This window comes from Pseudomonas sp. 05N432 (genome assembly GCF_056396945.1).
The window spans coordinates 117,787-139,962 of record NZ_JBFTMM010000007.1 but is presented as its reverse complement, the minus strand read 5'-3'; the positions used below and the strand labels follow the sequence as shown (position 1 = coordinate 139,962).

23 protein-coding genes and 3 pseudogenes are annotated in these 22,176 nt (G+C 58.8%); 10 read left to right on the top strand and 16 right to left on the bottom strand.

From position 1 onward, the window contains the following. Positions 1–33 precede the first annotated feature (33 nt). The 5 genes from AC1DHT_RS09820 to AC1DHT_RS09800 all read right to left on the bottom strand — a co-directional run bounded on the left by AC1DHT_RS09820 (position 34) and on the right by AC1DHT_RS09800 (position 5,021). Positions 34–468 (bottom strand): GFA family protein, encoded by a 435-nt coding sequence (locus tag AC1DHT_RS09820; RefSeq protein ID WP_427546813.1) that lies wholly within the window; start codon positions 466–468, stop codon positions 34–36. 148 nt (positions 469–616) lie between these two features. Further along, positions 617–1,948, bottom strand: coding sequence for an MFS transporter (locus AC1DHT_RS09815; RefSeq protein ID WP_427546799.1), 1,332 nt, complete (start codon positions 1,946–1,948; stop codon positions 617–619). Positions 1,949–1,994: 46 nt separating this feature from the next. Continuing rightward, positions 1,995–2,840: an amidohydrolase family protein gene (locus AC1DHT_RS09810; RefSeq protein WP_427546796.1), complete on the bottom strand. Its 846-nt coding sequence runs from the start codon at positions 2,838–2,840 to the stop codon at positions 1,995–1,997. A 28-nt stretch (positions 2,841–2,868) separates the two neighbouring features. After that, the gene (locus tag AC1DHT_RS09805) at positions 2,869–4,152 is read right to left on the bottom strand and encodes an MFS transporter (protein WP_427546793.1); all 1,284 of its coding nucleotides are present in this window, start codon (positions 4,150–4,152) and stop codon (positions 2,869–2,871) included. A gap of 137 nt (positions 4,153–4,289) precedes the next feature. Beyond that, positions 4,290–5,021: a GntR family transcriptional regulator gene (locus AC1DHT_RS09800; RefSeq protein WP_442114586.1), complete on the bottom strand. Its 732-nt coding sequence runs from the start codon at positions 5,019–5,021 to the stop codon at positions 4,290–4,292. Between the two features lie 91 nt (positions 5,022–5,112). Here AC1DHT_RS09800 and AC1DHT_RS09795 point away from each other — a divergent pair. Then, a pseudogene (locus tag AC1DHT_RS09795) lies at positions 5,113–5,318 on the top strand (ubiquitin family protein); the annotation flags it as partial. 82 nt (positions 5,319–5,400) lie between these two features. On the opposite strand, the gene AC1DHT_RS09790 reads toward AC1DHT_RS09795, so the two are convergent. The 4 genes from AC1DHT_RS09790 to AC1DHT_RS09775 form a co-directional block, all read right to left on the bottom strand. Continuing rightward, the gene (locus AC1DHT_RS09790; protein ID WP_477761343.1) at positions 5,401–6,981 is read right to left on the bottom strand and encodes a DHA2 family efflux MFS transporter permease subunit; all 1,581 of its coding nucleotides are present in this window, start codon (positions 6,979–6,981) and stop codon (positions 5,401–5,403) included. Beyond that, positions 6,978–8,075 carry an HlyD family secretion protein gene (locus AC1DHT_RS09785; protein WP_427546785.1) on the bottom strand — a complete coding sequence of 366 codons (1,098 nt, stop codon included), beginning with the start codon at positions 8,073–8,075 and terminating at the stop codon, positions 6,978–6,980. Before AC1DHT_RS09785 ends, AC1DHT_RS09790 begins: the two co-directional genes overlap by 4 nt. A gap of 97 nt (positions 8,076–8,172) precedes the next feature. Next, positions 8,173–8,586: a cupin domain-containing protein gene (locus AC1DHT_RS09780; RefSeq protein ID WP_123583725.1), complete on the bottom strand. Its 414-nt coding sequence runs from the start codon at positions 8,584–8,586 to the stop codon at positions 8,173–8,175. Positions 8,587–8,668: 82 nt separating this feature from the next. Continuing rightward, positions 8,669–9,430: an SDR family oxidoreductase gene (locus AC1DHT_RS09775; protein ID WP_427546781.1), complete on the bottom strand. Its 762-nt coding sequence runs from the start codon at positions 9,428–9,430 to the stop codon at positions 8,669–8,671. Between the two features lie 259 nt (positions 9,431–9,689). Here AC1DHT_RS09775 and AC1DHT_RS09770 point away from each other — a divergent pair, with 259 nt between their 5' ends. Beyond that, positions 9,690–11,288, top strand: coding sequence for a winged helix-turn-helix domain-containing tetratricopeptide repeat protein (locus AC1DHT_RS09770; RefSeq protein ID WP_442114585.1), 1,599 nt, complete (start codon positions 9,690–9,692; stop codon positions 11,286–11,288). 57 nt (positions 11,289–11,345) lie between these two features. Here the strand turns inward: AC1DHT_RS09770 and AC1DHT_RS09765 are convergent, their stop codons facing one another. Further along, positions 11,346–12,113, bottom strand: coding sequence for a methyl-accepting chemotaxis protein (locus AC1DHT_RS09765; protein ID WP_427546918.1), 768 nt, complete (start codon positions 12,111–12,113; stop codon positions 11,346–11,348). 87 nt (positions 12,114–12,200) lie between these two features. Continuing rightward, positions 12,201–13,286 (bottom strand): annotated as a pseudogene (locus tag AC1DHT_RS09760) (cache domain-containing protein); the annotation flags it as partial. A gap of 259 nt (positions 13,287–13,545) precedes the next feature. Between AC1DHT_RS09760 and AC1DHT_RS09755 the strand changes: the two are divergent. From AC1DHT_RS09755 to AC1DHT_RS09745, 3 genes are all read left to right on the top strand, one after another. Then, positions 13,546–13,674, top strand: coding sequence for a hypothetical protein (locus AC1DHT_RS09755; RefSeq protein WP_427546912.1), 129 nt, complete (start codon positions 13,546–13,548; stop codon positions 13,672–13,674). Then, positions 13,671–14,411, top strand: a complete 741-nt coding sequence (locus AC1DHT_RS09750; protein WP_427546909.1) for a Mut7-C RNAse domain-containing protein — start codon at positions 13,671–13,673, stop codon at positions 14,409–14,411. Before AC1DHT_RS09755 ends, AC1DHT_RS09750 begins: the two co-directional genes overlap by 4 nt. 110 nt (positions 14,412–14,521) lie before the next feature. Beyond that, positions 14,522–14,683, top strand: coding sequence for a DUF2986 domain-containing protein (locus tag AC1DHT_RS09745; RefSeq protein ID WP_427527521.1), 162 nt, complete (start codon positions 14,522–14,524; stop codon positions 14,681–14,683). Positions 14,684–14,760: 77 nt separating this feature from the next. Here the strand turns inward: AC1DHT_RS09745 and AC1DHT_RS09740 are convergent, their stop codons facing one another. Then, on the bottom strand, positions 14,761–15,147 hold the full coding sequence (locus AC1DHT_RS09740) for a hypothetical protein (protein ID WP_427546906.1): 387 nt from the start codon (positions 15,145–15,147) through the stop codon (positions 14,761–14,763). Positions 15,148–15,558: 411 nt separating this feature from the next. Here AC1DHT_RS09740 and AC1DHT_RS09735 point away from each other — a divergent pair, with 411 nt between their 5' ends. After that, positions 15,559–16,212 carry an HAD hydrolase-like protein gene (locus tag AC1DHT_RS09735; protein WP_427546903.1) on the top strand — a complete coding sequence of 218 codons (654 nt, stop codon included), beginning with the start codon at positions 15,559–15,561 and terminating at the stop codon, positions 16,210–16,212. On the opposite strand, the gene AC1DHT_RS09730 is transcribed toward AC1DHT_RS09735, so the two are convergent. Then, positions 16,186–16,950, bottom strand: a complete 765-nt coding sequence (locus tag AC1DHT_RS09730; protein WP_427546900.1) for a tetratricopeptide repeat protein — start codon at positions 16,948–16,950, stop codon at positions 16,186–16,188. The genes AC1DHT_RS09735 and AC1DHT_RS09730 overlap by 27 nt on opposite strands. Positions 16,951–17,056: 106 nt before the next feature. On the opposite strand from AC1DHT_RS09730, the pseudogene AC1DHT_RS09725 reads away from it, so the two are divergent. Continuing rightward, positions 17,057–17,176 (top strand): annotated as a pseudogene (locus AC1DHT_RS09725) (integrase); the annotation flags it as partial. Here the strand turns inward: AC1DHT_RS09725 and AC1DHT_RS09720 are convergent. Together AC1DHT_RS09720 and AC1DHT_RS09715 are read right to left on the bottom strand one after the other, a co-directional pair. After that, positions 17,169–17,753 carry an eCIS core domain-containing protein gene (locus AC1DHT_RS09720; protein ID WP_427546897.1) on the bottom strand — a complete coding sequence of 195 codons (585 nt, stop codon included), beginning with the start codon at positions 17,751–17,753 and terminating at the stop codon, positions 17,169–17,171. The pseudogene AC1DHT_RS09725 and the gene AC1DHT_RS09720 sit on opposite strands and share 8 nt — an antisense overlap. Positions 17,754–17,832: 79 nt before the next feature. Continuing rightward, entirely contained in the window at positions 17,833–18,234 is a 402-nt protein-coding gene (locus AC1DHT_RS09715; RefSeq protein ID WP_427546894.1) for a DUF3224 domain-containing protein, read from the bottom strand. Between the two features lie 179 nt (positions 18,235–18,413). Between AC1DHT_RS09715 and AC1DHT_RS09710 the strand changes: the two genes are divergently transcribed. Continuing rightward, on the top strand, positions 18,414–19,262 hold the full coding sequence (locus AC1DHT_RS09710) for an AraC family transcriptional regulator (RefSeq protein ID WP_427546891.1): 849 nt from the start codon (positions 18,414–18,416) through the stop codon (positions 19,260–19,262). Positions 19,263–19,481: 219 nt separating this feature from the next. Here AC1DHT_RS09710 and AC1DHT_RS09705 read toward each other — a convergent pair whose 3' ends face one another. Further along, positions 19,482–20,069, bottom strand: a complete 588-nt coding sequence (locus AC1DHT_RS09705) for a TetR/AcrR family transcriptional regulator (protein WP_427546888.1) — start codon at positions 20,067–20,069, stop codon at positions 19,482–19,484. Positions 20,070–20,217: 148 nt separating this feature from the next. On the opposite strand from AC1DHT_RS09705, the gene AC1DHT_RS09700 reads away from it, so the two are divergent. Together AC1DHT_RS09700 and AC1DHT_RS09695 are read left to right on the top strand one after the other, a co-directional pair. Beyond that, a complete protein-coding gene (locus AC1DHT_RS09700; protein ID WP_427546885.1) occupies positions 20,218–21,318 on the top strand; it encodes an alkene reductase in 1,101 nt (366 codons plus the stop codon). Positions 21,319–21,371: 53 nt separating this feature from the next. Further along, the gene (locus AC1DHT_RS09695; RefSeq protein ID WP_427546882.1) at positions 21,372–22,160 is read left to right on the top strand and encodes an SDR family NAD(P)-dependent oxidoreductase; all 789 of its coding nucleotides are present in this window, start codon (positions 21,372–21,374) and stop codon (positions 22,158–22,160) included. Positions 22,161–22,176: the final 16 nt, after the last annotated feature.

The following is a 22,176-nucleotide window of genomic DNA, read 5'->3' as shown; positions in this document are numbered from 1 at the left end:
CACCCTCGCCCGCGCCCTCGGCAAGCGCCTGAATCAATCATTGTCGACCTGGAGCTCCTGCAGAAGAAACCCAAGTGAGTCCGGGGTTGAGCAATGACTTTTTCCCGAGCGTTGTTCATCCCATGGCATAGCGTCATCGGTGCAGAAGTCTCCAACACACTTCATGCTCAGTTTGCCATCGAGAAGTCCAAGCGGAATCCAGAAGTAAGGCGTTTCGCGAAGAGCATTAGGCACGGTCGAGCCACATCGTGAGCAAAAGTCATTTCTGTACCCGCTGGATTTGCGCCAACTGGTGATCGCACCTGGCCCTTCTTCCCATCGAAAGTCGCGAGCTTTGACCACTGTGGCGAGATTATGGCCGACCCCGGTTTGCTTGCGGCACAGGCTGCAATGGCATCGATAAAAAAATCGTGGTTCAACCCCGAGGGAAAAACGTACAGCCCCGCAAAGACACTGCCCTGTTGTCATGGATATCTCCTTGAAGAACGATTCATCGGTATTCTGCCGGTTCAAGCGTTGGTACCGGAAAAGGGGTGGCCGTTATGTTACTGGCCTTAAACTGGAACATACACAACAAGGAGGCTCGCCCATTTCGAGCCTCCTCAGAAGCAATCGGTCAGTTGCCGACCGTAGCGACTTGCTTCGCACGAGCGCTCTGTTTGCCAATCAGAAACACCAATAGCGAGCCGATAGCGGTCACTATGCAGAGCGGCATCAGTGCAATTGGAAAGCTCCCGGTCTGATCACGCAGTACACCGATCACCGAACTCATGGCACCCGTACCCAAGTGGGCAAAAGTATTGATCGCTGCAATCCCGGTGGCCAACGTCGCCGGCGGCAGGGATTCGGAGCAAAGTGCCCAGAACGGCCCCTTGATCGCATAGTTACCCATCAATACGAGCGTCAGCAGTACCAGCGTAATGGTCAGGGAGTCCGTGAACAGCGTGGCAGCGAAGCTCACCGCAGTAATGGCCAGCGGAATAGCAGTGCTCTTGATCCGCTCCCCGCTCTTGTCTGCACGCAGTCCCCAGAAAATCATGAACGCGGCGGCCATGCCGAACGGAATCATGTTCATCAGACCTGTTTGCATGTTGGTCAGATGGAAGGATTTCAGGATCTGCGGCATCCACAACGACAGCGTGTTGCTGGTTGCCGAACTGCCCATGTAGATAATCGAAAGCACCCATACATATTTGTTGGTAAACACGGCCTTGAGGGTGCCACTGATGCTGTGAGCGTGCTGAGGAATGCCACTTTCGCGTGCGGCCTTATCGTTAGTCAGTTGCTCGCCTAGCCAATCCTGTTCCCGCTGAGTCAACCATTTCGCTTCGCTTGGCCGATTGGGCAACACTTTCAGCGCGAGCAATCCCAGGGTGATGGCGGGAATGGCTTCAAGCATCAGCAACCACTGCCATCCCTTGAATCCGGCCAGACCGTCCAATTGCAACAGCAGAGCCGATACCGGTGAGCCGAGAAAGTTGGAGAGTGGTATCGCCACCATGAATAGCGCAACGATTCGAGCCATGTACGCTTTGGGGATGCATTGCGTGAGGTAAAGAATGACGCCGGGAAAGAAGCCGGCTTCGGCTGCACCCAAGAGGAATCGGGAAACCGAATAGGATATCGGCCCGACCGCAAATGCCGAACAGAAACCGACGATGCCCCAGGTGATCATGATGCGCGCGATCCACCGGCGGGCACCGAAACGCTCCATGGCCATGTTACTGGGCATTTCGCACAGTACATAAGCGACGAAAAACAGCGTGGCGCCGAATCCGAAGGCACTGGCTGTCAGGCCGATGTCCTGGTTCATGGTCAGTGCAGCGAAGCCGATATTGACCCGGTCAATGTAGGCGATGAAATAACACAGTACGAGAAAGGGGATCAGGCGAATCCCCAATTTGCGCATGGTCGATTGTTCAATGTCAGTACTGGATGGTTTGTTCATGGAAACCGCTCTCTTGTAGTTGTAATAGGCTGCTCTTGGGTGAGCTTCAGCCTTCGCGTTGTGCAAAACCGAATAACCGTTGAGGTGCTTGCACGAGCAACGAATGGCTAAGCTGCATCGAAAACTCCAGGGCTTGCCGCTGATCGATTACGGTGTCGAAACCGATGTTTTTCTCATGCTGCGTGTGTGGCCAGTCGCTGCCCCATACCAGTTGGTGGCGGCCGAAACTTTGCTCCAACAGCGGTAATGCCGATCGGGCGAAATTGAGGTTTTGTTGCGGCGTACCTCCCAAACGATAGATTCCCGATACCTTCATCCAGATCGACCCTCTCGATCCCAATTCCAGCAACTCGGAAAACCCTGGCTGATCGACGCCCGAATTGGCATCCGGCCGACCAAAGTGATCAATCACCAGCTTCAAACCGAACGGCGTCAATTGATGGATCAGCGCCGGCAGATCCTTTACCTCCCGATGCAATTCGACATGCCAGTCAAGGTCAGCGATGTGGCTGAAAAATTCTTTCCAGGCGCGACTGCGAAAATCAGGTAACGCCTTGTCCATCAGGTTCAAACGAACGCCGACCACGCCGATGTGAGCCATGTCATTCAACAGGGCACGACTAACGCCTGGCTCCAGCACGACCACTCCTCGCAACCGCTCCGGCACTTGCCTCAGCGCCGCCAGCAGGTAGCTATTGTCGGTGCCCAGAAAGCTCGGCTGCACCAATACGCCGTGACTCAAGCCATGGGCGCCCAGGTGATTCAGATACTCCGCGAGCGTGGCATCGTAGTCAGGGGCGTAGCGCCGTGTAGCGGCCAGCTTCAGCCCCCGGCTAAAGACATGAGCATGGGAGTCGATGCCAGTGATCGATGTTGAACAGGTATCAGACATGGGTTTCATCTATCGCAAGTAATGATCATCACGCTCGGGCGCTTTCGCTGCCTTGCACCGAGACGGAGGGGATTGCAGCGTCGAGACTGCGACCACGGGTTTCCGGCAGGCAAAGGGCCGCAATAACGGCCACGCCGTAAGCGATCCCGGCGTCGATGCCAATGGCCGAGCCCAGTGACATGGAGTCACTCATATGGCCGACCAGAAACGGGAATACCGCCGAGAGCACTCGGCCAAAGTTGTAGCAAAACCCCACGCCAGCACCGCGCACGTCCGCCGGGTACAGCTCGTTGAACAGTGCGCCGAGGCTGGCCGGAATGCCTGCTGCGAAGAAGCCGAGCGGAAAACCGAGGAAGAGCATTTGGGTATTGGTCAGGGGCAGGAACACGTAGCACTGCACGGTAACCACGCAGCACAGGGCGAACAGCACGATGTTTTTGCGGCGGCCAATACGGTCGATCAAGAATCCGCTGACGACGCAGCCACACCAGAAGGCAAGGATGATCACGGCAAGGTAGCCGCCAGAGTTCAGCACCGACAGGTTGCGTTCGGTCTTGAGGAAGGTCGGCAGCCACGTCATCACCGCGTGGTACCCGCCGTGTGCGCCCAGGCCCAACAGCCCGCCGAGCAGTGTCACGCGGATCAGTTCAGGGCGGAAAATACCGGCCAGGGATTTGAAAAAACCTTGTGGGATAACGTGTTCTTTTTGCAGACGCTGGAAGCTGTCGGGCTCCTCGACATTGCGCCGTACCCAAATGATCAGGAGCGCCGGCAACAAGCCAACGATGAACATCACACGCCAGGCCATGTCTTGCGGTACGAACGAATAAATCAACGCAAAAACCCCGACCGCCACGCCCCAACCTACGGCCCAGGCACTTTGTACGGTGCCCATCACTTTGCCGCGGTATTTCGGGTTGATGGTTTCGGCCATCAGTACTGCGCCGGCCGCCCACTCACCGCCAATGCCGAAGCCTTGCAGCGCCTTGACCATCAGCAACTGCTGGAACCCGGTGACGAAGGCGGACAGAAAGGTGAAGAAGGAGAACCACAAAATCATCCACTGCAACGTACGCACCCGGCCGTAGCGGTCGGACAACGTCCCCCCTACCCAACCGCCGATGGCCGAAGTGACCAACGTGACGCCGCTGATCAGCCCGGCATCGCCCTTGGTCAGCGCGAAGACGGCAATTAACGCCGGAATTGCCAGGCCGAACATTTGTACTTCCAGTGCGTCCAGCGACCATCCACCGAAGCAGGCCCAAAACGTTTTGCGCTCCCGAGGAGTGACTTGGCGATACCAGCTAAACATGATTTCTTATCCTTATAGGTGGAACATGAGGCAGCCGAGAGCGAACCGCGCCGCTGCGAGGCCAGTCATGGCAAACAAAACGATGAAACCGCCAGCGATCGATTCGCCGGTGAGCGATCCGCTATCCGGGCAATGCGCTAGCGAATGTCCACGCTGTAACGGAAATGCTCGGCATGCCCACGGGAGCGCCGCCACTCCAGAGGCGCACCGGCGTAGTCACGCGCCAGACGCTCGATCACCACCACGGGACTGTTGACCGGTATTTTCAATAACCGCGCATGCACGTCATTTACCGACTCGGCGGTGAGTGCTTCTTCGGCAGAGGCGACGACCTGACCGCAGAGCTCTTCGTAAATCGGGTAAAGCAATGGCCCTTTTCGATTCAGGTCGATCTCCAGTAGCGGCTGAAACCGGCTGCGAGGCAGCCAGATTTCTTCGGCAAGTACCGGCTGAACATCCAGAAGACGAACGCGGACAATGCGAATGACCGGCGCGTCGATTGGCAGCCCTAGCGCCTGGGCCACCGCCGAGGGTGCGGCCACCGGTTCGATAGACAGGATGCGACTCTCCGGGACCTGGCGTTCACCCGCAGCAGTCTGGAAGCGGAAGAAGCGGAAAAGCGAAGATTGAAACTGAGGCCGACGAACGAAGGTGCCTCGACCTTGCTGACGCTCCAGGATGCCCTCACTGACCAGTGTGTCGACCGCTTTGCGCACAGTGCCAGTGGACAGTTCGTACTCCGCTGAAAGCGCAGCTTCAGTGGGAATGGCCTCCCCCGGACGCCAGCGATTGTTGGCAATCTGTTCAGCCAACTGATCACGCAGGCGTTGATAAAGCGGTAGGCGGACATCACTGGACAGGGAATTCATCGACTTTATTCACCTTGTTATCTAGTCATCTATATGAATATTGGCCGAGTATTCTCCTGATGCATTTTTCTGTCAATAAGGGTTACCGAACCTGACGGACGAACGGTGCCGGCAGTCCTTTACCTACGAGTGCGCGCGAGGGGCGACGGTCGAGCGCATGATTGAGGCGCTCGGGATACCGATGTCGAACTGGTGCAGCTCAATGGCAAGTCGCTGGGCCTCGAGCGGGTGATCTTCGACGGTGACCGGTTGGTGATGTATCCCAAGTTCGAAACGCTGGACATCAGCCCGCTGCTAATGGCTTCGAGGATGGCGCGCCCACCTGATCCCTGCTCTCAAAACGCCTTGATCCAAAGCCCGACGGCTGGTGTATCGCGTCTCACGCGCCAGTTTGCGCAGCGCGCGCTTTCGCATGGCGCGCCAGACCAATCTTGATGCCGACCAGCATAGGCGCTGCGACCACAAACAGCAGGGCCACTGCGTAGAACGCGGTATCGAAAGCAATCACCGTGGCTTGACCTGACACGACCTTGCCCAGCAGGCTGGTCGCTGCCCGGCCAGCGGCTGCTTGATCCATCCCCTTCCCCACCAGCATCGCCGTGATGGTCGTCAGCCGTTCGATGACGGCATTTCCTCCTGGGGTGACGTTGGCGCCGAGTGCCGCGACATTGATGATGATGTGATGATCAATCAGGGTTTGGAGCCCGGCGACGCCCATTAAGCCGCCCAACTGACGTCCCGTATTGAACAGGCCAATGCCGCTGGCGAGGTTGCGGCTGTTGAGGTCGCTGAAGGCGATCAGCGTGATCGACAGAAACAGGAAGCCAAGGCCCAGGCCACGCAACAGGATGGCCGCCATCAAGTCGTCGGTGCCGCTTTCGCTGGTGGAACCGGACAGCATCCACATCGCCCCCATGATCAACAGGATGCCAAAGGGCACTGTCACAACCGGTGGAACGCGACGGACTTTGATAAGAAAGGCAGCGATGAGCAGCGAGCCAACAAAAAAAACACCACTGGGCAGCAGGAGCAAACCGGCATCAGTCAGCGTTAACGCAGGCACTGACAGGGCGAACGCCGGAATCAAAAACGCACTGCCGAACAAGGCGGCACCGGCGACAAAACTGACGATAAAGGCAAAGGTAAAATCGCTCGATCTGAACACCGTGAAATCGAGCAATCCCTGACCTTTGGCCAACGTTTGCTGGCCGAAAAATGCCAGCAGCGCGGCTGTACCGATCATCGTCAACATCAGGATCCGAGGTTCCTCGAACCAGTCCCATCGGCTGCCCTGGCTGAGGACGTAGGTAACACAGATCAGGGTGGCCGAGATCAGAGAGAAGCCGAGCCAGTCAAAGGGACGCTGCCGGCCCTTGGCGGGCATGGGGTGGTCTGCGATGAGCAAAAGGCCGCTTGCCGCCAGGGCCAGCGGCACCACGCTGAAGAAAATCCAGGTCCAGGACTGGCTGTCGATCAACCACCCTTGAAGGGCCGGGGCGAGAGTCGCCGGTGCGACCACGGAGCCCATGGCAAACACGGCTTGAAGGATCGRCTGAAGGGCACGCGGCCAGGCACGAAAAATCATCGTCTGGCCCGCCACCAGCAGGGTGCCGCCAGCGAAGCCTTGAATGATGCGAAGCGCGATCAGCAGGTCCAGCCGAGCGGTGATGGCGGCGATGCAGCACGCCAGGCCCATGGCCAGGGTTGAACCGATGATCAGGTTACGCGCAGTAAAACGCTGCATCAGCCATGGGGCCATGATGAAACCGATCAGCTTTAGCGCGGTGTAGCCGACGTCCAGCCAGGCGAACTCATCAGGTGTTGCGTAGGTGTCACCGATGATATGGCCGCGCCCAATCGATAGAACGGTGCCGGCGATCGCTTCCGTCAGCGTGGCCAGCACGATGCCCACGATGAGCAAGGCGCCAGTCGTAGCCTTGGCGCTGACAAAGGTGTTCATGAGCCTTCCCCTTGCGTCACCTCCACCCGCGCGGACAAGCCAGGCACGATGCGCCCCGGCAGTGGATTGTTGGCCAGCCGGATCTTGACCGGAACCCGCTGCACGACACGGACAAAGTTTCCGGTTGCATTGTCGGGCGGCAGCAAGCTGAACGCCGCCCCACTCCCCGGTGCAAAGCTATCGACCACGCCTTCAAGTACCGTGTCAGGGTAGCCATCGACCTTGACGCGCACGTGCTGACCGGGACGGATATGTTCGAGCTGGGTTTCCTTGAAGTTCGCCACGATCCACACATCATTGACCGGCACAATATCGAGCAAGGCAACGCCCGGCGTCACGAGCCGGCCAATACGAACCTGGCGATTTCCGACGACGCCACCCACAGGCGCGCGGACAATGGTGTTGTCGAGATCAATCTGGGCGAGATCACGTGCCGCCTGTGCTTGCGACACGGCAGCCACGGCAGCCTCTCTCTCTGCCGCATAGACGGCAATGTGTTGCTGTTGTGCCTCAACCGTTGCCGAAGCGGCCGATACCGACGCTTCGGCTCTGGACCGCGCCGTGTCGGTTTCATCGACCAGGGCTTGGCTCACTGCGTTGCTGACGATCAGTTTGCGGCTGCGATCATGGGTCTTGGTCGCAAGATTCATATCGGCGGTGGCCGAACGTCTTTGGGCTTCGGCCTGCCGAATCAGCGCACGCTGAAGCTGGGTCTGCGCATCAACATGGATCAGGCGCGCCTTTGCAGCACTGACATTAGCCTCTGCTTGCACAAGTTTGGCGCGATAGTCCCGGTCATCGATACGGAACAGCACGTCACCCGCCTGGACAGTTTGGTTGTCTTCGACCTCTACCGCAGTGACGTAGCCGGCCACCTTGGCGGCGAGTGAGGTTACGTCACCACGAACATAAGCGTTATCGGTCAAGGTTGAGCTGCTCGAAACTGCCATGGCCCCCCAGGCAGCCACGACCACCGCGGCGCCAACGCACAGCAGTATGCCGAATATCTTGCGCTTGCTTTGCCGAGCCACTATGACGGGGATCTCGGCGCTTGCACCGGAAGCAATGGCGGTCTTGTCCTGGAGCGAGTTCATTTTTTCATTTCCCGTTCAATGCCATGCACTGCGGCAGCCCCGGGGCGGCGGTGGCCTGCCGCCCGGCTGTCGAGTATTTATGAGCGCGTTGATCGGCTCACTTTTTGATAGGTGTGACGAGCGTCTTTTCGTCGGTGTCGAGGACGAACACGGCCAATAAGCGTGCAGGTTCGGTGGCGCTGGCGTTGGCGCTGACTTCGTGTACGGAGCCCGGCTCCTCTACGAAGTTTTCGCCGGCATGGTAGATCTTCTCCGGCTGGCCTTTGACTTTGATGCGAAACGCGCCCTCAAGGACCGTTGCATAGATGAAGGCCGATTTCGGATGGGTGTGGGACGGTGATGCAGCACCCGGCCCATACTCGACGACCACACCCTTCATGCTCTTGCCAGGGATGTTGGGAATGGGACGGTCAAACACGACTGTCACCTTGCCGGCGGGTGGCTCAGTGGCCGACGCTGTGCTGATCGACAGTACTGCGAAAGCAGCGGCTAAGAGAAATCGGGTAACCATGGCAATACTCCTTCGTGGGTAGGTGTTATGACGGCGCGCCCCATTACCAGGGCAACGCCTTCCTGAGTTGTCCCTGGAGGCCTCAGCGGCCCGCTTCGGCCATTGACTGGCTGAGCCAGTCTTCGAAACGGATCGCGCCCAGGCGCGGGTTCTTGCCGGGTGTCAGCGATTGATCGTCAAGCACGGCGCCGTAGTAGCGCGCGTGTACGTCCGGTACGACCTGGCGGGTGTCCTGAGTGGCCCGCAGAAAGCGCCTGATCAGCTCGTCGAGCGGCATGGCCTCGGGCCCCGCGACTTCGACGGTGCCATTCACCGGCGCTGCAAGCACGACGTCGGTAAGTGCCGCCACCACGTCGTCGGACGCCATCGGCTGGATCAGCGCCGGCGAAACGTAAAGCTCGTCGCCGACGGTAAACGAATGGGCAATGCCGCCGACAAATTCGAAGAACTGCGTGGCACGCAAAATGGAGTAAGGAATGCCGGATGCCTTGATAAGGTTTTCCTGTGCGACCTTGGCCCGGAAATAGCCGTTCTCGGGAAGCCGTTCGCTCCCGACAATTGACAGTGCAACGTGATGCCGAACCCCGGCGGCCGCTTCGGCAGCCAGCAGGTTACGGCTCGACGTTTCGAAAAACTCGAGGACGGCCTGGTCCTCCCACGACGGAGCGTTCGCCACGTCGACGACGATGTCAGCACCATCCATCGCCTGGGCCAGGCCCTCGCGGGTGATGCTGTTTACGCCCGTGCTGGGGCTGGCTGCGAGCACGTCATGGCCGTGCTCGCGGAGGTTCTTCACAAGTTTCGATCCGATGAGGCCGGAGCCTCCGATGACGACGATCTTCATGGGCTTTCTCCACGTATCGACTGCAACCATTGCGTCGGTGTAAGGGGAGATTGCCTGCGCGCGTGAACGAAGTCCTTGTGCCTGCTGTGGCTTTCCCTCCATGAAAGCTTGGTTTTATGTCCAAAGACGCCGCAGTTCGACGTCGTCTCTGCCGCAGACGGTGCGGCGGGTTTAGCGCTGCCGTATCATCAATATCAAATACTAATCGCCAGCCGCCTGGGACACGGAGTTGAGGGCGCGTCGCCAGGGGATCCTCACTTTGCCATTCGTTTTTGAAGACTACCTGCTCGATGAGGAGCGCCGGGAACTCACCTTGCGCGGGCAAGTCGTGGCCGTCGGGCCGCAGGTTTTCGATCTATTGCTGCTGTTCGTCAACAACCCCGATCGCGTCATCAGCAAAGACGACTTGCTCAGGGCGGTATGGAACGGCCGGATCGTCTCGGAGTCGACGATCAACAGCCACATCAATGCGGTGCGCAAGGCCATTGGCGATACCGGTGAAGAACAGCGCCTGGTGCGCACCGTCGCCCGCAAGGGCTACCGCTTCGTCGGCCAGATCAAGGTCGGAGGGATCGGCGAAGCGCAACAGCCTGACCAGCCTGCCATCGACGAACACGCGCGCACAGACCCGAAGGAAATGCCCTCCTCCTCCCTCGTCCTCCCGGACAAACCCTCGATTACCGTCTTGCCCTTCCAGAATTTGAGCGGCGATCCGGAGCAGGAATATTTCGCTGACGGCATCGTGGAAGATATTATCGCTGCCCTGTCGCGTATCCGCTGGCTGTTCGTCATCGCGCGTAATTCGAGCTTCACCTACAAGGGGCGGACGGTGGACGCCAAGGGCATAAGCCAGGAGCTGGGCGTTCGCTACGTGCTGGAAGGCAGCGTGCGCAAGTGCGGAAACAAGGTACGCATCACCGGGCAGCTCATCGACGCGACGAACGGGACGCATATCTGGGCGGAGCGCTTCGAAGGCGCGCTCAACGACATCTTCGAGCTGCAGGATCAAATCACCGAAAGCGTCGTCGGTGCCATTGCGCCGCAACTCGAACGGGCAGAAATCGAACGCGCCAAACGAAAACCCACGGAAAGCCTGGACGCCTACGACTACTATCTGCGCGCAATGGCAAAACTGCACAACGGCACCCGTGAAGCCATCGACCAGGCGCTGCCGTTGTTCTACAAGGCTATCGATCTCGATCCGGAATTTGCATCGGCCTATGGCATGGCAGCCTGGTGTCACTTCTGGCGCAAGCTGAATGGCTGGATGACCAATCGGACGATAGAGATCGCTGAGGGCGTACGGCTTGCGCGTCTGGCAGTAACGCTTGGCCGGGATGATGCGGTCGCGTTGACGCGAGGTGGACATGCATTAAGCCATCTCGCCGGTGATGTTGACGGCGGCATTGCCTTGCTCGACAGAGCACGTCTGCTCAATCCCAACCTCGCACCCGCCTGGTACCTGGGCGGTATCCTGCGCGCGCTGCGCGGTGAAACGGACGCCGCCATCGAGCATCTGGCCCATGCCATTCGCTTGAGTCCGCTGGATCCGGAAATGTTCAGGATGCAGGTGGGAATGGCGCTCGCGCATTTCTTCGCCGGGCGCTTCGATCCCACGACGGAATGGGCGGAAAAGGCGCTGGGCAACCTGCCCAGTTTCCTGGCCCCGGTGGCCTTGGTGGCGGCCAGTCATGCCCTCAGCGGACGAATGGATAAAGCGGGGTTGGCGATGCAGCGTCTACGCGAACTGGACCCCTCTTTGCGCCTCTCCAACCTGAAAGACTGGCTACCAATCCAACGGTCCGAGGATTTCGCGCGCTTCGTCGATGGACTGCGGTTGGCCGGGCTGCCTGAGTGATCGTGGAACGGATCCATGTACTCACGATCAACGGGACACTACAACCGCACAATGCCTCTACGACTTGAAGCGCCCCACCAGGCCGTTCAGTTCATTCGAGAGGTGCGAAAGCCGGCCCGAGTCTTCTTGTGCAGAGCTGGCCAGGGTTTCGACCAGCCGCGCCTCGTCATAGATTTGCTGGATATGCCGATTGATCTCTTCGGCCACGCTGTGCTGCTCTTCCGCCGCCGCCGATATCTGCAGGTTCTGATCCCTGATTTCATTGACCGACAACTGGATGCCTTCAAAGCTGTCACGTGCGCTCTCGATCGAGGACACACTGGCACGCGACAGGTCCAGGCAACTTTCCATCTTCTGCGAAACTTCCTGGGTCTTGCTGCCGAGCGTGTTGAGCAACTGGTCGATTTCCCCGGTGGAGTCAGATGTGCGTTTGGCCAAGGCCCTGACCTCATCCGCGACCACGGCAAAACCCCGGCCCTGGTCACCCGCCCTGGCAGCCTCGATCGCCGCGTTCAGCGCCAGCAGATTGGTCTGCTCGGCAATGGCGCGGATGGTGCCCAGAATCTGGTTGATGCTGCGGCTGCCTTCTTCCAGCTCCACCATGGCCTGGGAAGACTCGGTCAAGCGACGACCCAGGCGGTTGACGTTCTGGGTGGTCAACTCGATCTGCTGTTTGCCTTCGGCCACACGGTGGTGTCCGTTCTCGGCGGAGTCGGCTGCCGTACTGCACGAACGGGCCACTTCGTTGGCGGTAGCGACCATTTCGTTGAATGCAGTGGACACCAACTCCACCGCTTCACGCTGACGACCGGCCGCCTGGTTCATGTTGTTGGCCACCTCGCTGTTGACGCGCGAGGCATCCTGCAGGTTGGTCGATGCTGCGCCGATACGTTGTATCAACTGGCGTATCGCGGCGAGAAACTTGTTGAACCAGCCTGCCAGCTCTGCTGTTTCGTCCTTGCCCTGCACCTCAAGATCGCGGCGCAGATCGCCCTCGCCCTCGGCAATTGATTGCAACCCCGTGCTGACCTGGCCGATAGGCTTGACGATCACCCTGGCGAACGCCGCCGCGAGCAGCGCAAAAAGCAGCACCAGCACTGCCACGATAGCCGCCGTCAGGTAGGTCATGCGAGTGGCCGCGCCCATGACTTCTCCATACTCGATCAAACCGACGTAGCGCCAACCAAGGCCGGGCGATGTCCAGATATTGGCCATGTACCTGACCCCGTTGATTTGCACCTCGGTGGAACCCTGCGTGGTGGCAGCCAGTTTGGCGTAGGGCTCGCCCAGGTCCTTGAGCTGCTTGAAGCTGTGCCCGGCGTCACGCGGGTCGACCAGCACGGTGCCGTCCTCGATCAGCATTACGTAGCCGCTTTCGCCGAGCTTGATGCTTTTGACCAGTTCGGTGAGGTTTTTCAACGAAACGCTCACGACCAACACACCCTTGGCCTTGCCAGTATCATCGAGCAGTGCCCTGGCACTACCGACCAGCGCCACAGCGTCCTTGTCATAGTAGTAAGCAGGGGTTCGCACCGTTTTGCCGGGGCTGACCATGGCGGCTTTGTACCAGGGGCGCAAACGCGGGTCGTAGTTCGACAGCTGCGGGTCGTCCGGCCATTTGGCGTAGCTGCCATCTTCCAGGCCGATGGAAAGGATTGCGGCGGCCGGGTGCATCGAGCCATAACGTGCGAACGCATCGATGACATGCTGGGCAGCCGGTGGCAGAGGCTGGCTGGCGGCATCGGCGGCCTCATAGTGCTTGAGGCTGGCGACCGATTTGTATACAGGATCAGTGGCCATTTGATCGACATTTTGCTGTGTACCGTCGAAAAACTGCCGAATATTACCGTCGATCTGGCGTATTTCACGGGTGCTGCCATCAAGAAACTGATCGACCGCCTGAGCCCGAATATTCAGCACCGATATCACAGCCACCAGGCTTACCGGAATGAAGGCGACCAACACAAAAGCAAGGACGAGCTTGTTTTTTATTTTCATTATGACGATCACCATCCTGGGAAGTGAGGTACAAATAGCCGAATCACACGGATTAATGGCGATTTGCCGTTTAATCTGTTTCGGCTGATTTTGTCGGACCTTTACCGTTTATTCGTGTACAACAAAAGCAACGATTGCTCTCAATATGTGCACTGATCGACAAGCCTCTATCTTCATGCGGCTGCGTTGGTGAGCTGATTCCTGTATCAGCTCGAATCAGCTCACCAGGATGCTGGTCGAGCGGGCCCTTGAGGCCAAAATGATCGAATACCTGACACCGCGTGCAACGGCGATCCGCCAGTTGCTGGCGCATCAATGGATGCCTGCCGGAGAAGATCTGCGGACCGGACTCGCCCATCCTTCAGCCCTGCCATACTGTTCAGCATGACTCGTGCAACCTTCCGCTTCTACGAGGAGCTCAACGATTTCCTGCCGGCCGAACGGCGGCGGCAGTCCTTTACCTGCGAGTGCGCGCGAGGGGCGACGGTCAAGCACATGATCGAGGCGCTCGGGATACCGCACACCGAGGTCGAGCTGGTGCTGCTCAACGGCGAGTCGGTGGGCTTCGAGCGGGTGATCTTCGACGGTGACCGGCTGGCGGTGTATCCCAAGTTCGAAACGCTGGACATCAGCCCGCTGCTAAAGGTTCGTGCGCAACCTTTACGGGTGCTGCGCTTCGTTGCTGATGCGCACCTCGGCGGGCTGGCCAACCTGCTGCGCATGAGCGGCTTCGACACCCTCTACGACAATCGCTTCGAAGACGCCGAGATCGCCGAGATCGCGGCGCAGCAAGGACGCATCGTGCTAACCCGCGACCGCGAACTGCTCAAGCGGCGGATCATCAGCCACGGCTGTTACGTGCATGCCCTGAAACCGTCGTTGCAGTTGCGCGAAGTGTACGAGCGCCTCGACCTGGCGCGTAGCGCGCGCCCCTTCAGCCTGTGCCTGCATTGCAACCTGCCGCTGCACGAGATCAGCCCGGAACTGGCTCGGCCACTGGTGCCGCCACGCGTTGGTGCGCTCTATTCTCACTTCGTGCGCTGCGACGCCTGCCAACGGATTTACTGGGAGGGTTCGCACTGGCGTGGCATGTGTGCACTGCTGGCACCTCTGCTGGACCGATAGTCGAGTGCATCGGGCAGATAACGGCCAAAAGCGCTCAAGTGCACACCACAAGGCTCTGGCCCGATATTTAAGCTGATATCATTCGAAAACGTACAAGCCGAGTAGAAAAGATGAATCGTCGTAAAAAAATAAATCAGTTATTAAAGGCTAACGCCAAAAAGGCCAGCGCCAAATTGGCACCGAAAAGCAAGTCCAAATACATTTGCAAAGCTGACCGATTGAAGCTGGCGGCTGAATCCAGTCTCGACTCAATCACTTCTTCCGAGAGCTGATCTGTGTCGCTTAAGCACCACCTGGATTTACACATCAGCAGGCAGTGCTTTCGGCGGATTTATCTCGCGGCTACGCACTAGCGACGGTAGTAGCGGTGATCGTCATCGTAGCGGTGCTCATGATGGCGCTCCCAATCACGATGGCGTTCGGCTTCCCGGCGCGCTTGTTCTCTGCGCCATTCCTCTCTACGCCATTCGTCTCGGCGCCAATCTTCTCTACGATCGTGCCAACGGCCGTCACGCCAGTATCGGTCGTCATGGGCAAGCAACGGCCCTGGCTGCTTGCCGGCCATACTGGCCAAGCTCGGCCAAGGGTTTCCGGCAGCCTGGACCGGAGCCTGAACGGCTGCGACTTCAGTTGCGAAAACAGGGTTTGAGGTCTTCATCTGTGATGCTGATGCCGAGCCCACTGCCGCAAACGCGAACAGGCTGAGGAGCACCATCCGTGGGACATAAGATTTCATGGGCGAAGACAACCTCTGATTGACAATTGGACGTGGCGCCATTTGGCTGCGGGAAACCTTCGGGTCGCGCTTACCGAGCTTTATGTGCGTATCCACATAGACCGGTAAATAGGGAAAAGTTCTAGGAGGCCGCTGCATAAATAGCTGACGGCCCCTCAAACAACAGAGGGATGCAACGCACGTCCTGATCCGAAGGCTTGCTGGAGCAGGCGCAGAAATGAGCTTCAACGTGCCAGCGTTTTTACACACTCAGATCCAGAAGCAGCCCCTCTACAAACGTTAACCTCGCTCTCCTTCCGTACAGATTCCGGAGCAGGGATAATGCGCCCTCCCAGTTGATCGGGCGACTTGATCGCCCTGCACAAGCAGCCGTCTGTATTCGGCTACCACACTCCAGGGAGGAGCTTTTACATGTCATACCGACTTGTCATTTTCGACTTTGATGGCACGCTCGCTGATTCATTTTCGTTCTTTGTTACCGTGTTCAACCAGGTCGCTGACAAGCACGCATTCCGTCGGATTCACCCGCAAGAGTTGGACTCTCTGCGCAAGCAGGGGGCTCGGGAAATCATGACGCATATCGGAATGCCCCGCTGGAAGTTGCCTCTGGTGGCGCGAACCTTCATGGGCTTGATGAAGAAACATCGAAGCTCGATCCTGCTCTTCGAGAACATCGCCAATACCCTGCTCCATCTTGACGAGAAGGGACTGATTCTGGCCGTGGTGTCTTCTAATTCCCGAGAAAATGTCACGCAAATTCTGGGCTCCAGCTGTCGACATATCCAGGCCTTCGAGTGCGGTGCCTCGATTTTCGGCAAGGCGTCTCGCTTGCGCCGTGTCATGCGCAAATTCGGCGTGGCGCAAGAGGACGTGATCTACATCGGCGACCAACCTACGGATGGTGAAGCCGCAGCGACTGCCGGTATCGCCTTTGGCGCGGTTGCGTGGGGATATGGGACACATGATGCATTCCACACCCTTCAATCCCATGAGTGGTTCGCCGATGTAAGCGATTTACGGCGACTGGCACTCAGAAACTCAACCGCGCACCAGGTAGGCCCCTAACGGAACCCGATGTCGCAGCTTCTTGCAACTGCCGGGTGCGGGCTGATGCCCCGGCGGGCGATCAGGAAACCAGATTCGGCATTTACCCGGAGGCGGCCAATGGCCGCGAGGAATATCAACCTCGTCGTACTCGGGCTCTGGCTCGACGGAAGTCATTTGCAATTGTCCTTCGGACCGAGGTCTGCCAGCCGTCGGTGAATCCGATACCCCATCTGCCTTTGCGTAAGCGAAGTTGCCAGCGTCGCGCCCAGCATCCAGAGTGGATTGTTCAGCAACGGCCATTTCTGCTTCGCGGCGCCGTTGGGTCTCCTCTTCCAGCCCCTGCTGTACGGCGACCTGGTCCGCTTTGGCGTTGGGTGGGGTATTCGACGCCTGGGCCTGCTGCGCCGCCTGGATCAATTGGAAGTTGCGGTTGCGTAACGCGACGTTGCCACCCACCCGCATGTTCGAGCGCACCGCCAGCGTTTCAGCCTGCTGGTACTGACCCTGCTGAAGACGTAATACACCGAGGTAATGCAGGGTCGCGGGGTTGTTCGGCTGGATATGCAGGGCACGCTCCAGCGTGGCAGCGGCCTGGTCCAACTGGCCATCGCCGTACTGCCGCGAGGCCGTTTCGATCAGGGTGGTTGATGCGCTGTTACTTTGCGAGGGCGCTCTTCGCTCGGCAGCAACCGAACAAAGCGACGCGACGGCGCAGAACACCAGGATAAGACCCGGCAGAAAACTCTTGGTTGGCATCAGGGGGCGGACTCGACTGATCTCGGACGGCACTGCCGTAAAACAGCTCCCAACTGACCTGGCGAGTACCCTGAAGTTCCCGCAGCATCAGCCTTGGAACAAGGGAATGCTAGTTGGGCAAACAGCCCCGCTCCGGGTCAGAGATATCCGGGCCATCCGTGTAAGGCTCCAGCTTGCGGATAAGACACGGGACTTGGCCCTCTTCAACGCGGCAATCGTCAGTGAGTCCCTGCCCGCACCGACCGTCTGACCTCAGCCTGTATGGCATAAGCCGGCGCCTCCACAGCATTGAAATCGTGTGTATAGCGCTGGGCAAATCCTTCTACCCCCCATTCCTGATACTGCTGCACATGCTTCAGTTCGTGGGCCCAGAGCGCGACGTCCTGTTCTGCGGTTTGAGCGTCCCGGAAGAGGATGATGTCGATTAGCGTCACGGCACCGACATCGGGATTTTGCAGCATGGCAGTGGCGGCGCTGAGTTGACCGTTGTCGCTAACTTTGTAGTGCGCGGCGTCGAGGACACTGGGGTCGTACCAGCGCAGCAGTTGCTCCCGGATGTGCGGTGGAATGGGCTGGATGTCGGCGTTGGCCGCCTCAGCACGGGCTTGGGTCAGCCACAGCGCCAGGGCAGGTGCCGCGATCTGGTCGATGCCATCAGGCATCTGCCCCAGATCCGGCAGGCAGATGCAGCCGTCCAGGCACACTTGTTTCTCGCCAGCCGGGCAGGTGTTGGCCTGGGCTGGCACTGCAAGAGTCAGGCAAAGAACAAACAGCGCCACCAGGCACGTGGTGATAGGCGGCATTGGGTCCTCCAGGGACAGACGCTTCGAAATGGCCCGACGGCAATGGCCGATATCAGGATGATGCGTTTGAGCTTCATCACTATTCAGCGCGTGACATGAGTTGATAGTTGAACAGATAGAAATGCTGCCCATCACGGATATCTATTTCCATCGTGCCACTGAGTCCCTCCAACTCACCGGTACCCGAGTCGGGCACGACCTGAATGGTCAGTGTTCGCTGGCCTCTGTCCATCGTTCCAAAATGCATCAACACAAAGCTGCCTGCCCTTCCCGCCAGATTACCTTCAACCCGCTCCATTGCCACATAGCCGGCAGATCCCGGGACTGTCGAGAGGGAGGCAAGCATCTCTCCCAGACTACTGGCCACCAAGTCTCCCTGAAACGTTTTGTGTATGGCCTTTCTGCTCAGTTGAGCGGCCTCGGTACCGGTCGCAACAGGATGGACGGGGAGTTGGACGTCGAATGTTCCCTTGGCTTGCATGCTGTTATCTCCATTAATAATCCAGTAATGCCGTACGGTCTAAACCAGGCGCAGTTGTTGTCGACGCTGATCACTCGACTGTTTACAGTCCCCACCTATGCCGAGATCAGCGGCCTATTTGAGCGGTCCACACCGTCGGACCTGTCCCTGATCTGCATTGGAGCAAATGGCGACCGAAGATGATTGGAAAAACACGACCAGCCTCTACTGTTATCCTGCAGCCCGCACGAGGCGTCCTTAATCAGCGATTGAACGGCCCGCAGTTCACTCACACTCGTGAGGCACCTTCAGTCCAGTTGGCACCCTGGGTTGAACATTATTGGCATGTCAGCTGGAATCTCAGTGATCAGCCTGCACAGCAACAGGAAACCCTGCCTCACCCCAATGTGCATCTCGTTGTGGAAAGGGGTCAGGTCCATGTGTGGGGCCCCCGTCGCTCCCGCTTCAGCAAGACGCTGTCCGGCAACAGCTGGGCGTTTGGAATCAAGTTTCGTCCCGCTGCATTCCAGCCATTTCTGGGCGGACCTGTCAGCCGATTAACCAACCGATCGATCCGGGCCGCTGAAGTTTTTGGGGCGGTGGTCGACAGGTTGGCCGAGCACACCGAATGTCCGGGGATGGCGAGCCTGTGCGAGCAATCAGAAGCGTTGCTGAGTCCCTGCTTGCCGCAACCCGATGAGCGTGTACAGCTTCTCAACGACCTCATCGCCCAAATCGCTTCAGACAACAGACTGACAACAGTGGCACAACTCAGTGAGTTGTCCAGGGTTAGCGAGCGGCAGTTACAACGCCTCTTTGCCCATTACGTTGGCGTAAGTCCGAAGTGGGTGATTGCCCGATACCGGCTACATGAAGCACTGACCCTGCTGCAAAGCGGCGAAGCCCGGCCGGGGGCGGATCTCGCGCTCAAGCTGGGTTATTTTGATCAGGCACACTTCATCAGGGACTTCACCCGGATGGTCGGTCTGGCACCCGCAAAATATGTCCAGACATATACGGCTTTGTTGCAGAACGCTGATGCGGGCTGAGTCTCCCCTCCCCCAGGCGGACTTATCTCACTCGCACCGTCATCGGTACTCCAAGTGCTGAACTGATCACGATGAACCGATTGCTTCGTCCAGTGCCGCCCCACACGAAGGAGCCCGCCAAAGCATCAACCGGTTGAATCCACACCCCAAAGTTGACTTTCGGGTCCGCGCATCAAAATCGAAGTTCTACCGAAAATCTGCTTTGAATGAGCCGCCGCTCTACACCGCGTCCACTTCATTGACCGGCAATGAAGCAAACATTTCAGCGCGGCACACCTCAAGGATCTCATCCGCCAGCGCGGAATGATCCGGGCAGGCACGCGACAAAATAATCGCACCGACAGCACGAGACAGCAGGTCGATCATTTTCTTTCTGCCCTCACCCGGAGCGGCATCCGGCCTGGTCGGATATTTGTCCCCCAGTGTTTGCAGGATGTGCTCGATCCCTTCGGCAAACGTCGCTTTCACATCGTCCGATTGACGCGCCGCATCGCTACACAACGCGGCCATGGTGCAACCGCTGCCACGTCGGTCCCGATGCTCCCTCGTCACATAGACGTCGATGAAGCCCGGAACATCGAGCGCTTCCGCGCCCACCTGCGATTTGGAAAGACTGCAGGCCGAAGCTTCGGCCATCAGGTCGGCCTTCGAACCGAAATGCTTGTAGAAACCTCCGTGGGTGAAACCGGCAGCCGCCATGAGATCCGACACACCGACGCCGTCGAAGCCGCGCTCACGGAACAGCTCAGAGGCCGTTTCAACGATGTGCTCCCGATTGGCCTGCGCCTGGGCCTTGGTCACTCTCACGTGCAATACCTCATGTTCACTGGGAAATCATGCGCCCAATGATACATAGATGTTGGTCATAATCAAAATCGTTGACAGCTTAGATTTCGATCATCATCCTAATTGCACGCACAACGATCTCCATCAACGGGCACGGAAGAAATACCAAATGACCGACCAGAATCTGTTCACCCCTTACACGCTTGGCGCCCTCACGCTGTCGAACCGTGTCGTCCTCGCGCCACTGACTCGCAACCGCGCAGGTGAAGGCTTTGTGCCAAGCGAGTTCGCGGCCACCTATTACAGCCAACGTGCAAGCGCAGGCTTGCTGATCAGCGAGGCCACGCAGATTTCCCAACAGGGTCAGGGCTATCAGGACACCCCCGGGATCTACACGCAGGCGCAGATAGATGGCTGGCGCAAAGTGACCGATGCCGTCCACGCCAAGGGCGGAAAAATCTTCCTGCAACTGTGGCATGTCGGCCGTGTGTCGCACGTTGATCTGCAAGAAAACGGCGCCGCACCCGTAGCCCCTTCTGCGCTGCGAGCCGCGACAAAAGTATTCGTCAACAACCGCTTTGAAGACGTCTCCGAGCCGCGCGCACTGGACATCGGCGAACTACCGGGGATCGTCTCCGATTTCCGCCGGGCCGCGGCAAACGCTGTCGCCGCCGGGTTCGATGGCGTGGAGATTCACGGCGCAAACGGCTATTTGCTGGATCAATTCCTCAAGGACAGCGCCAACGTGCGCACCGATGCTTACGGCGGTTCGATTGAAAATCGTGCGCGTCTGTTGCTCGAAGTGACGGCAGCCGTCGTCAATGAAATCGGCGCGGATCGCACCGGGGTGCGCTTGTCGCCGGTGTCGCCGGCCAATGGCGTTTCCAGCAGCGATCCGCAGGCGCAATTCGATTACGTCGTCGATCAACTCGACGCCCTCGGCGTCGTTTATCTGCACGTGGTCGAAGGCGCGACCGGTGGCCCGCGTGACGTGGCGCCATTCGAGTTCGGCGCCTTGCGCCAGCGCTTCAAAAACACCTACATCGCCAACAACGGCTATGACCTGGACCTGGCGACTTCGCGGCTCGCCGAAGACCAGGCCGATCTGATCGCGTTCGGTCGCCCGTTCATTGGCAACCCGGATCTGGTGGAGCGCCTCAAACGTGGCGCGCCGTTGTCCGCTTTCAATCCCGCCACCCTCTATGGCGGCGGCTCGGCAGGCTACATCGACTACCCGACGTTGGCTGAATCGAGCGCCACCGCAAGCTGAGCAATCATGACCGCGCTTTCTGTTTTCACACACCCTGAAAGAGAGATGACCCCATGAGCAATCGCCCTACTGTTCTCATCACTGGCGCCTCCACCGGCATTGGCGCCGTCTACGCCGAACGCTTCGCCCAACGCGGTCACGACCTGGTAATAGTCGCCCGCGACCAAGCACGCCTGGGCGCACTTGCAGCCCGGTTGCGCAGCGAACACGGCATCGCCGTCGATGTGATTCCGGCGGATCTGACCCAACTCAGCGATCTGACAACCGTTGAGTCCCGCCTGCGCGACGACGCTCGTATCGGCATCCTCGTCAATAACGCCGGCGCCGCGCTGTCCGGTAACTTCATCGACCAAAGCACCGACAGTGTTGCGCAACTGGTTGCCCTCAACACCACGGCACTGGTGCGCCTGGCCAGTGCCATCGCCCCACGCCTGGCCAAAGCAGGCGACGGCGCGATCATCAACATCGGTTCGGTGGTGGGTCTTGCGCCGGAGTTCGGCATGTCGGTCTACGGTGCGACCAAGGCCTTTGTGCTATTCCTTTCCCAAGGCCTGAGCCTGGAACTTTCGCCTCAGGGCGTCTACGTGCAGGCCGTGCTGCCGGCCGCCACTCGTACGGAGATCTGGGATCGCTCCGGCGTCGACATCAACACCTTGAACGAAATCATGGAAGTGGACGATCTGGTGGATGCCGCACTGGTCGGTTTCGATCGTCGCGAACCGGTGACGATCCCGCCGCTGCAAGAAGCTGAACGCTGGGATGACCTGCAAATCGCACGTCAGGGCCTGCTGGGGCAAATCCGCCAGTCTGCGGTTGCCCAGCGCTACCACACTCAACAGTGATCTTTTGGTAGCGAGC

Coding starts and splice junctions, on each gene's coding strand:
- AC1DHT_RS09820 (WP_427546813.1), bottom strand. CDS start 468: ATGACAACAGGGCAGTGTCTTTGCGGGGCTGTACGTTTTTCCCTCGGG.
- AC1DHT_RS09815 (WP_427546799.1), bottom strand. CDS start 1,948: ATGAACAAACCATCCAGTACTGACATTGAACAATCGACCATGCGCAAA.
- AC1DHT_RS09810 (WP_427546796.1), bottom strand. CDS start 2,840: ATGTCTGATACCTGTTCAACATCGATCACTGGCATCGACTCCCATGCT.
- AC1DHT_RS09805 (WP_427546793.1), bottom strand. CDS start 4,152: ATGTTTAGCTGGTATCGCCAAGTCACTCCTCGGGAGCGCAAAACGTTT.
- AC1DHT_RS09800 (WP_442114586.1), bottom strand. CDS start 5,021: ATGAATTCCCTGTCCAGTGATGTCCGCCTACCGCTTTATCAACGCCTG.
- AC1DHT_RS09785 (WP_427546785.1), bottom strand. CDS start 8,075: ATGAACTCGCTCCAGGACAAGACCGCCATTGCTTCCGGTGCAAGCGCC.
- AC1DHT_RS09780 (WP_123583725.1), bottom strand. CDS start 8,586: ATGGTTACCCGATTTCTCTTAGCCGCTGCTTTCGCAGTACTGTCGATC.
- AC1DHT_RS09775 (WP_427546781.1), bottom strand. CDS start 9,430: ATGAAGATCGTCGTCATCGGAGGCTCCGGCCTCATCGGATCGAAACTT.
- AC1DHT_RS09765 (WP_427546918.1), bottom strand. CDS start 12,113: ATGAACCAGGCGGCCGGTCGTCAGCGTGAAGCGGTGGAGTTGGTGTCC.
- AC1DHT_RS09755 (WP_427546912.1), top strand. CDS start 13,546: ATGATCGAATACCTGACACCGCGTGCAACGGCGATCCGCCAGTTGCTG.
- AC1DHT_RS09750 (WP_427546909.1), top strand. CDS start 13,671: ATGACTCGTGCAACCTTCCGCTTCTACGAGGAGCTCAACGATTTCCTG.
- AC1DHT_RS09745 (WP_427527521.1), top strand. CDS start 14,522: ATGAATCGTCGTAAAAAAATAAATCAGTTATTAAAGGCTAACGCCAAA.
- AC1DHT_RS09740 (WP_427546906.1), bottom strand. CDS start 15,147: ATGAAATCTTATGTCCCACGGATGGTGCTCCTCAGCCTGTTCGCGTTT.
- AC1DHT_RS09735 (WP_427546903.1), top strand. CDS start 15,559: ATGTCATACCGACTTGTCATTTTCGACTTTGATGGCACGCTCGCTGAT.
- AC1DHT_RS09730 (WP_427546900.1), bottom strand. CDS start 16,950: ATGCCAACCAAGAGTTTTCTGCCGGGTCTTATCCTGGTGTTCTGCGCC.
- AC1DHT_RS09720 (WP_427546897.1), bottom strand. CDS start 17,753: ATGCCGCCTATCACCACGTGCCTGGTGGCGCTGTTTGTTCTTTGCCTG.
- AC1DHT_RS09715 (WP_427546894.1), bottom strand. CDS start 18,234: ATGCAAGCCAAGGGAACATTCGACGTCCAACTCCCCGTCCATCCTGTT.
- AC1DHT_RS09710 (WP_427546891.1), top strand. CDS start 18,414: ATGATTGGAAAAACACGACCAGCCTCTACTGTTATCCTGCAGCCCGCA.
- AC1DHT_RS09700 (WP_427546885.1), top strand. CDS start 20,218: ATGACCGACCAGAATCTGTTCACCCCTTACACGCTTGGCGCCCTCACG.
- AC1DHT_RS09695 (WP_427546882.1), top strand. CDS start 21,372: ATGAGCAATCGCCCTACTGTTCTCATCACTGGCGCCTCCACCGGCATT.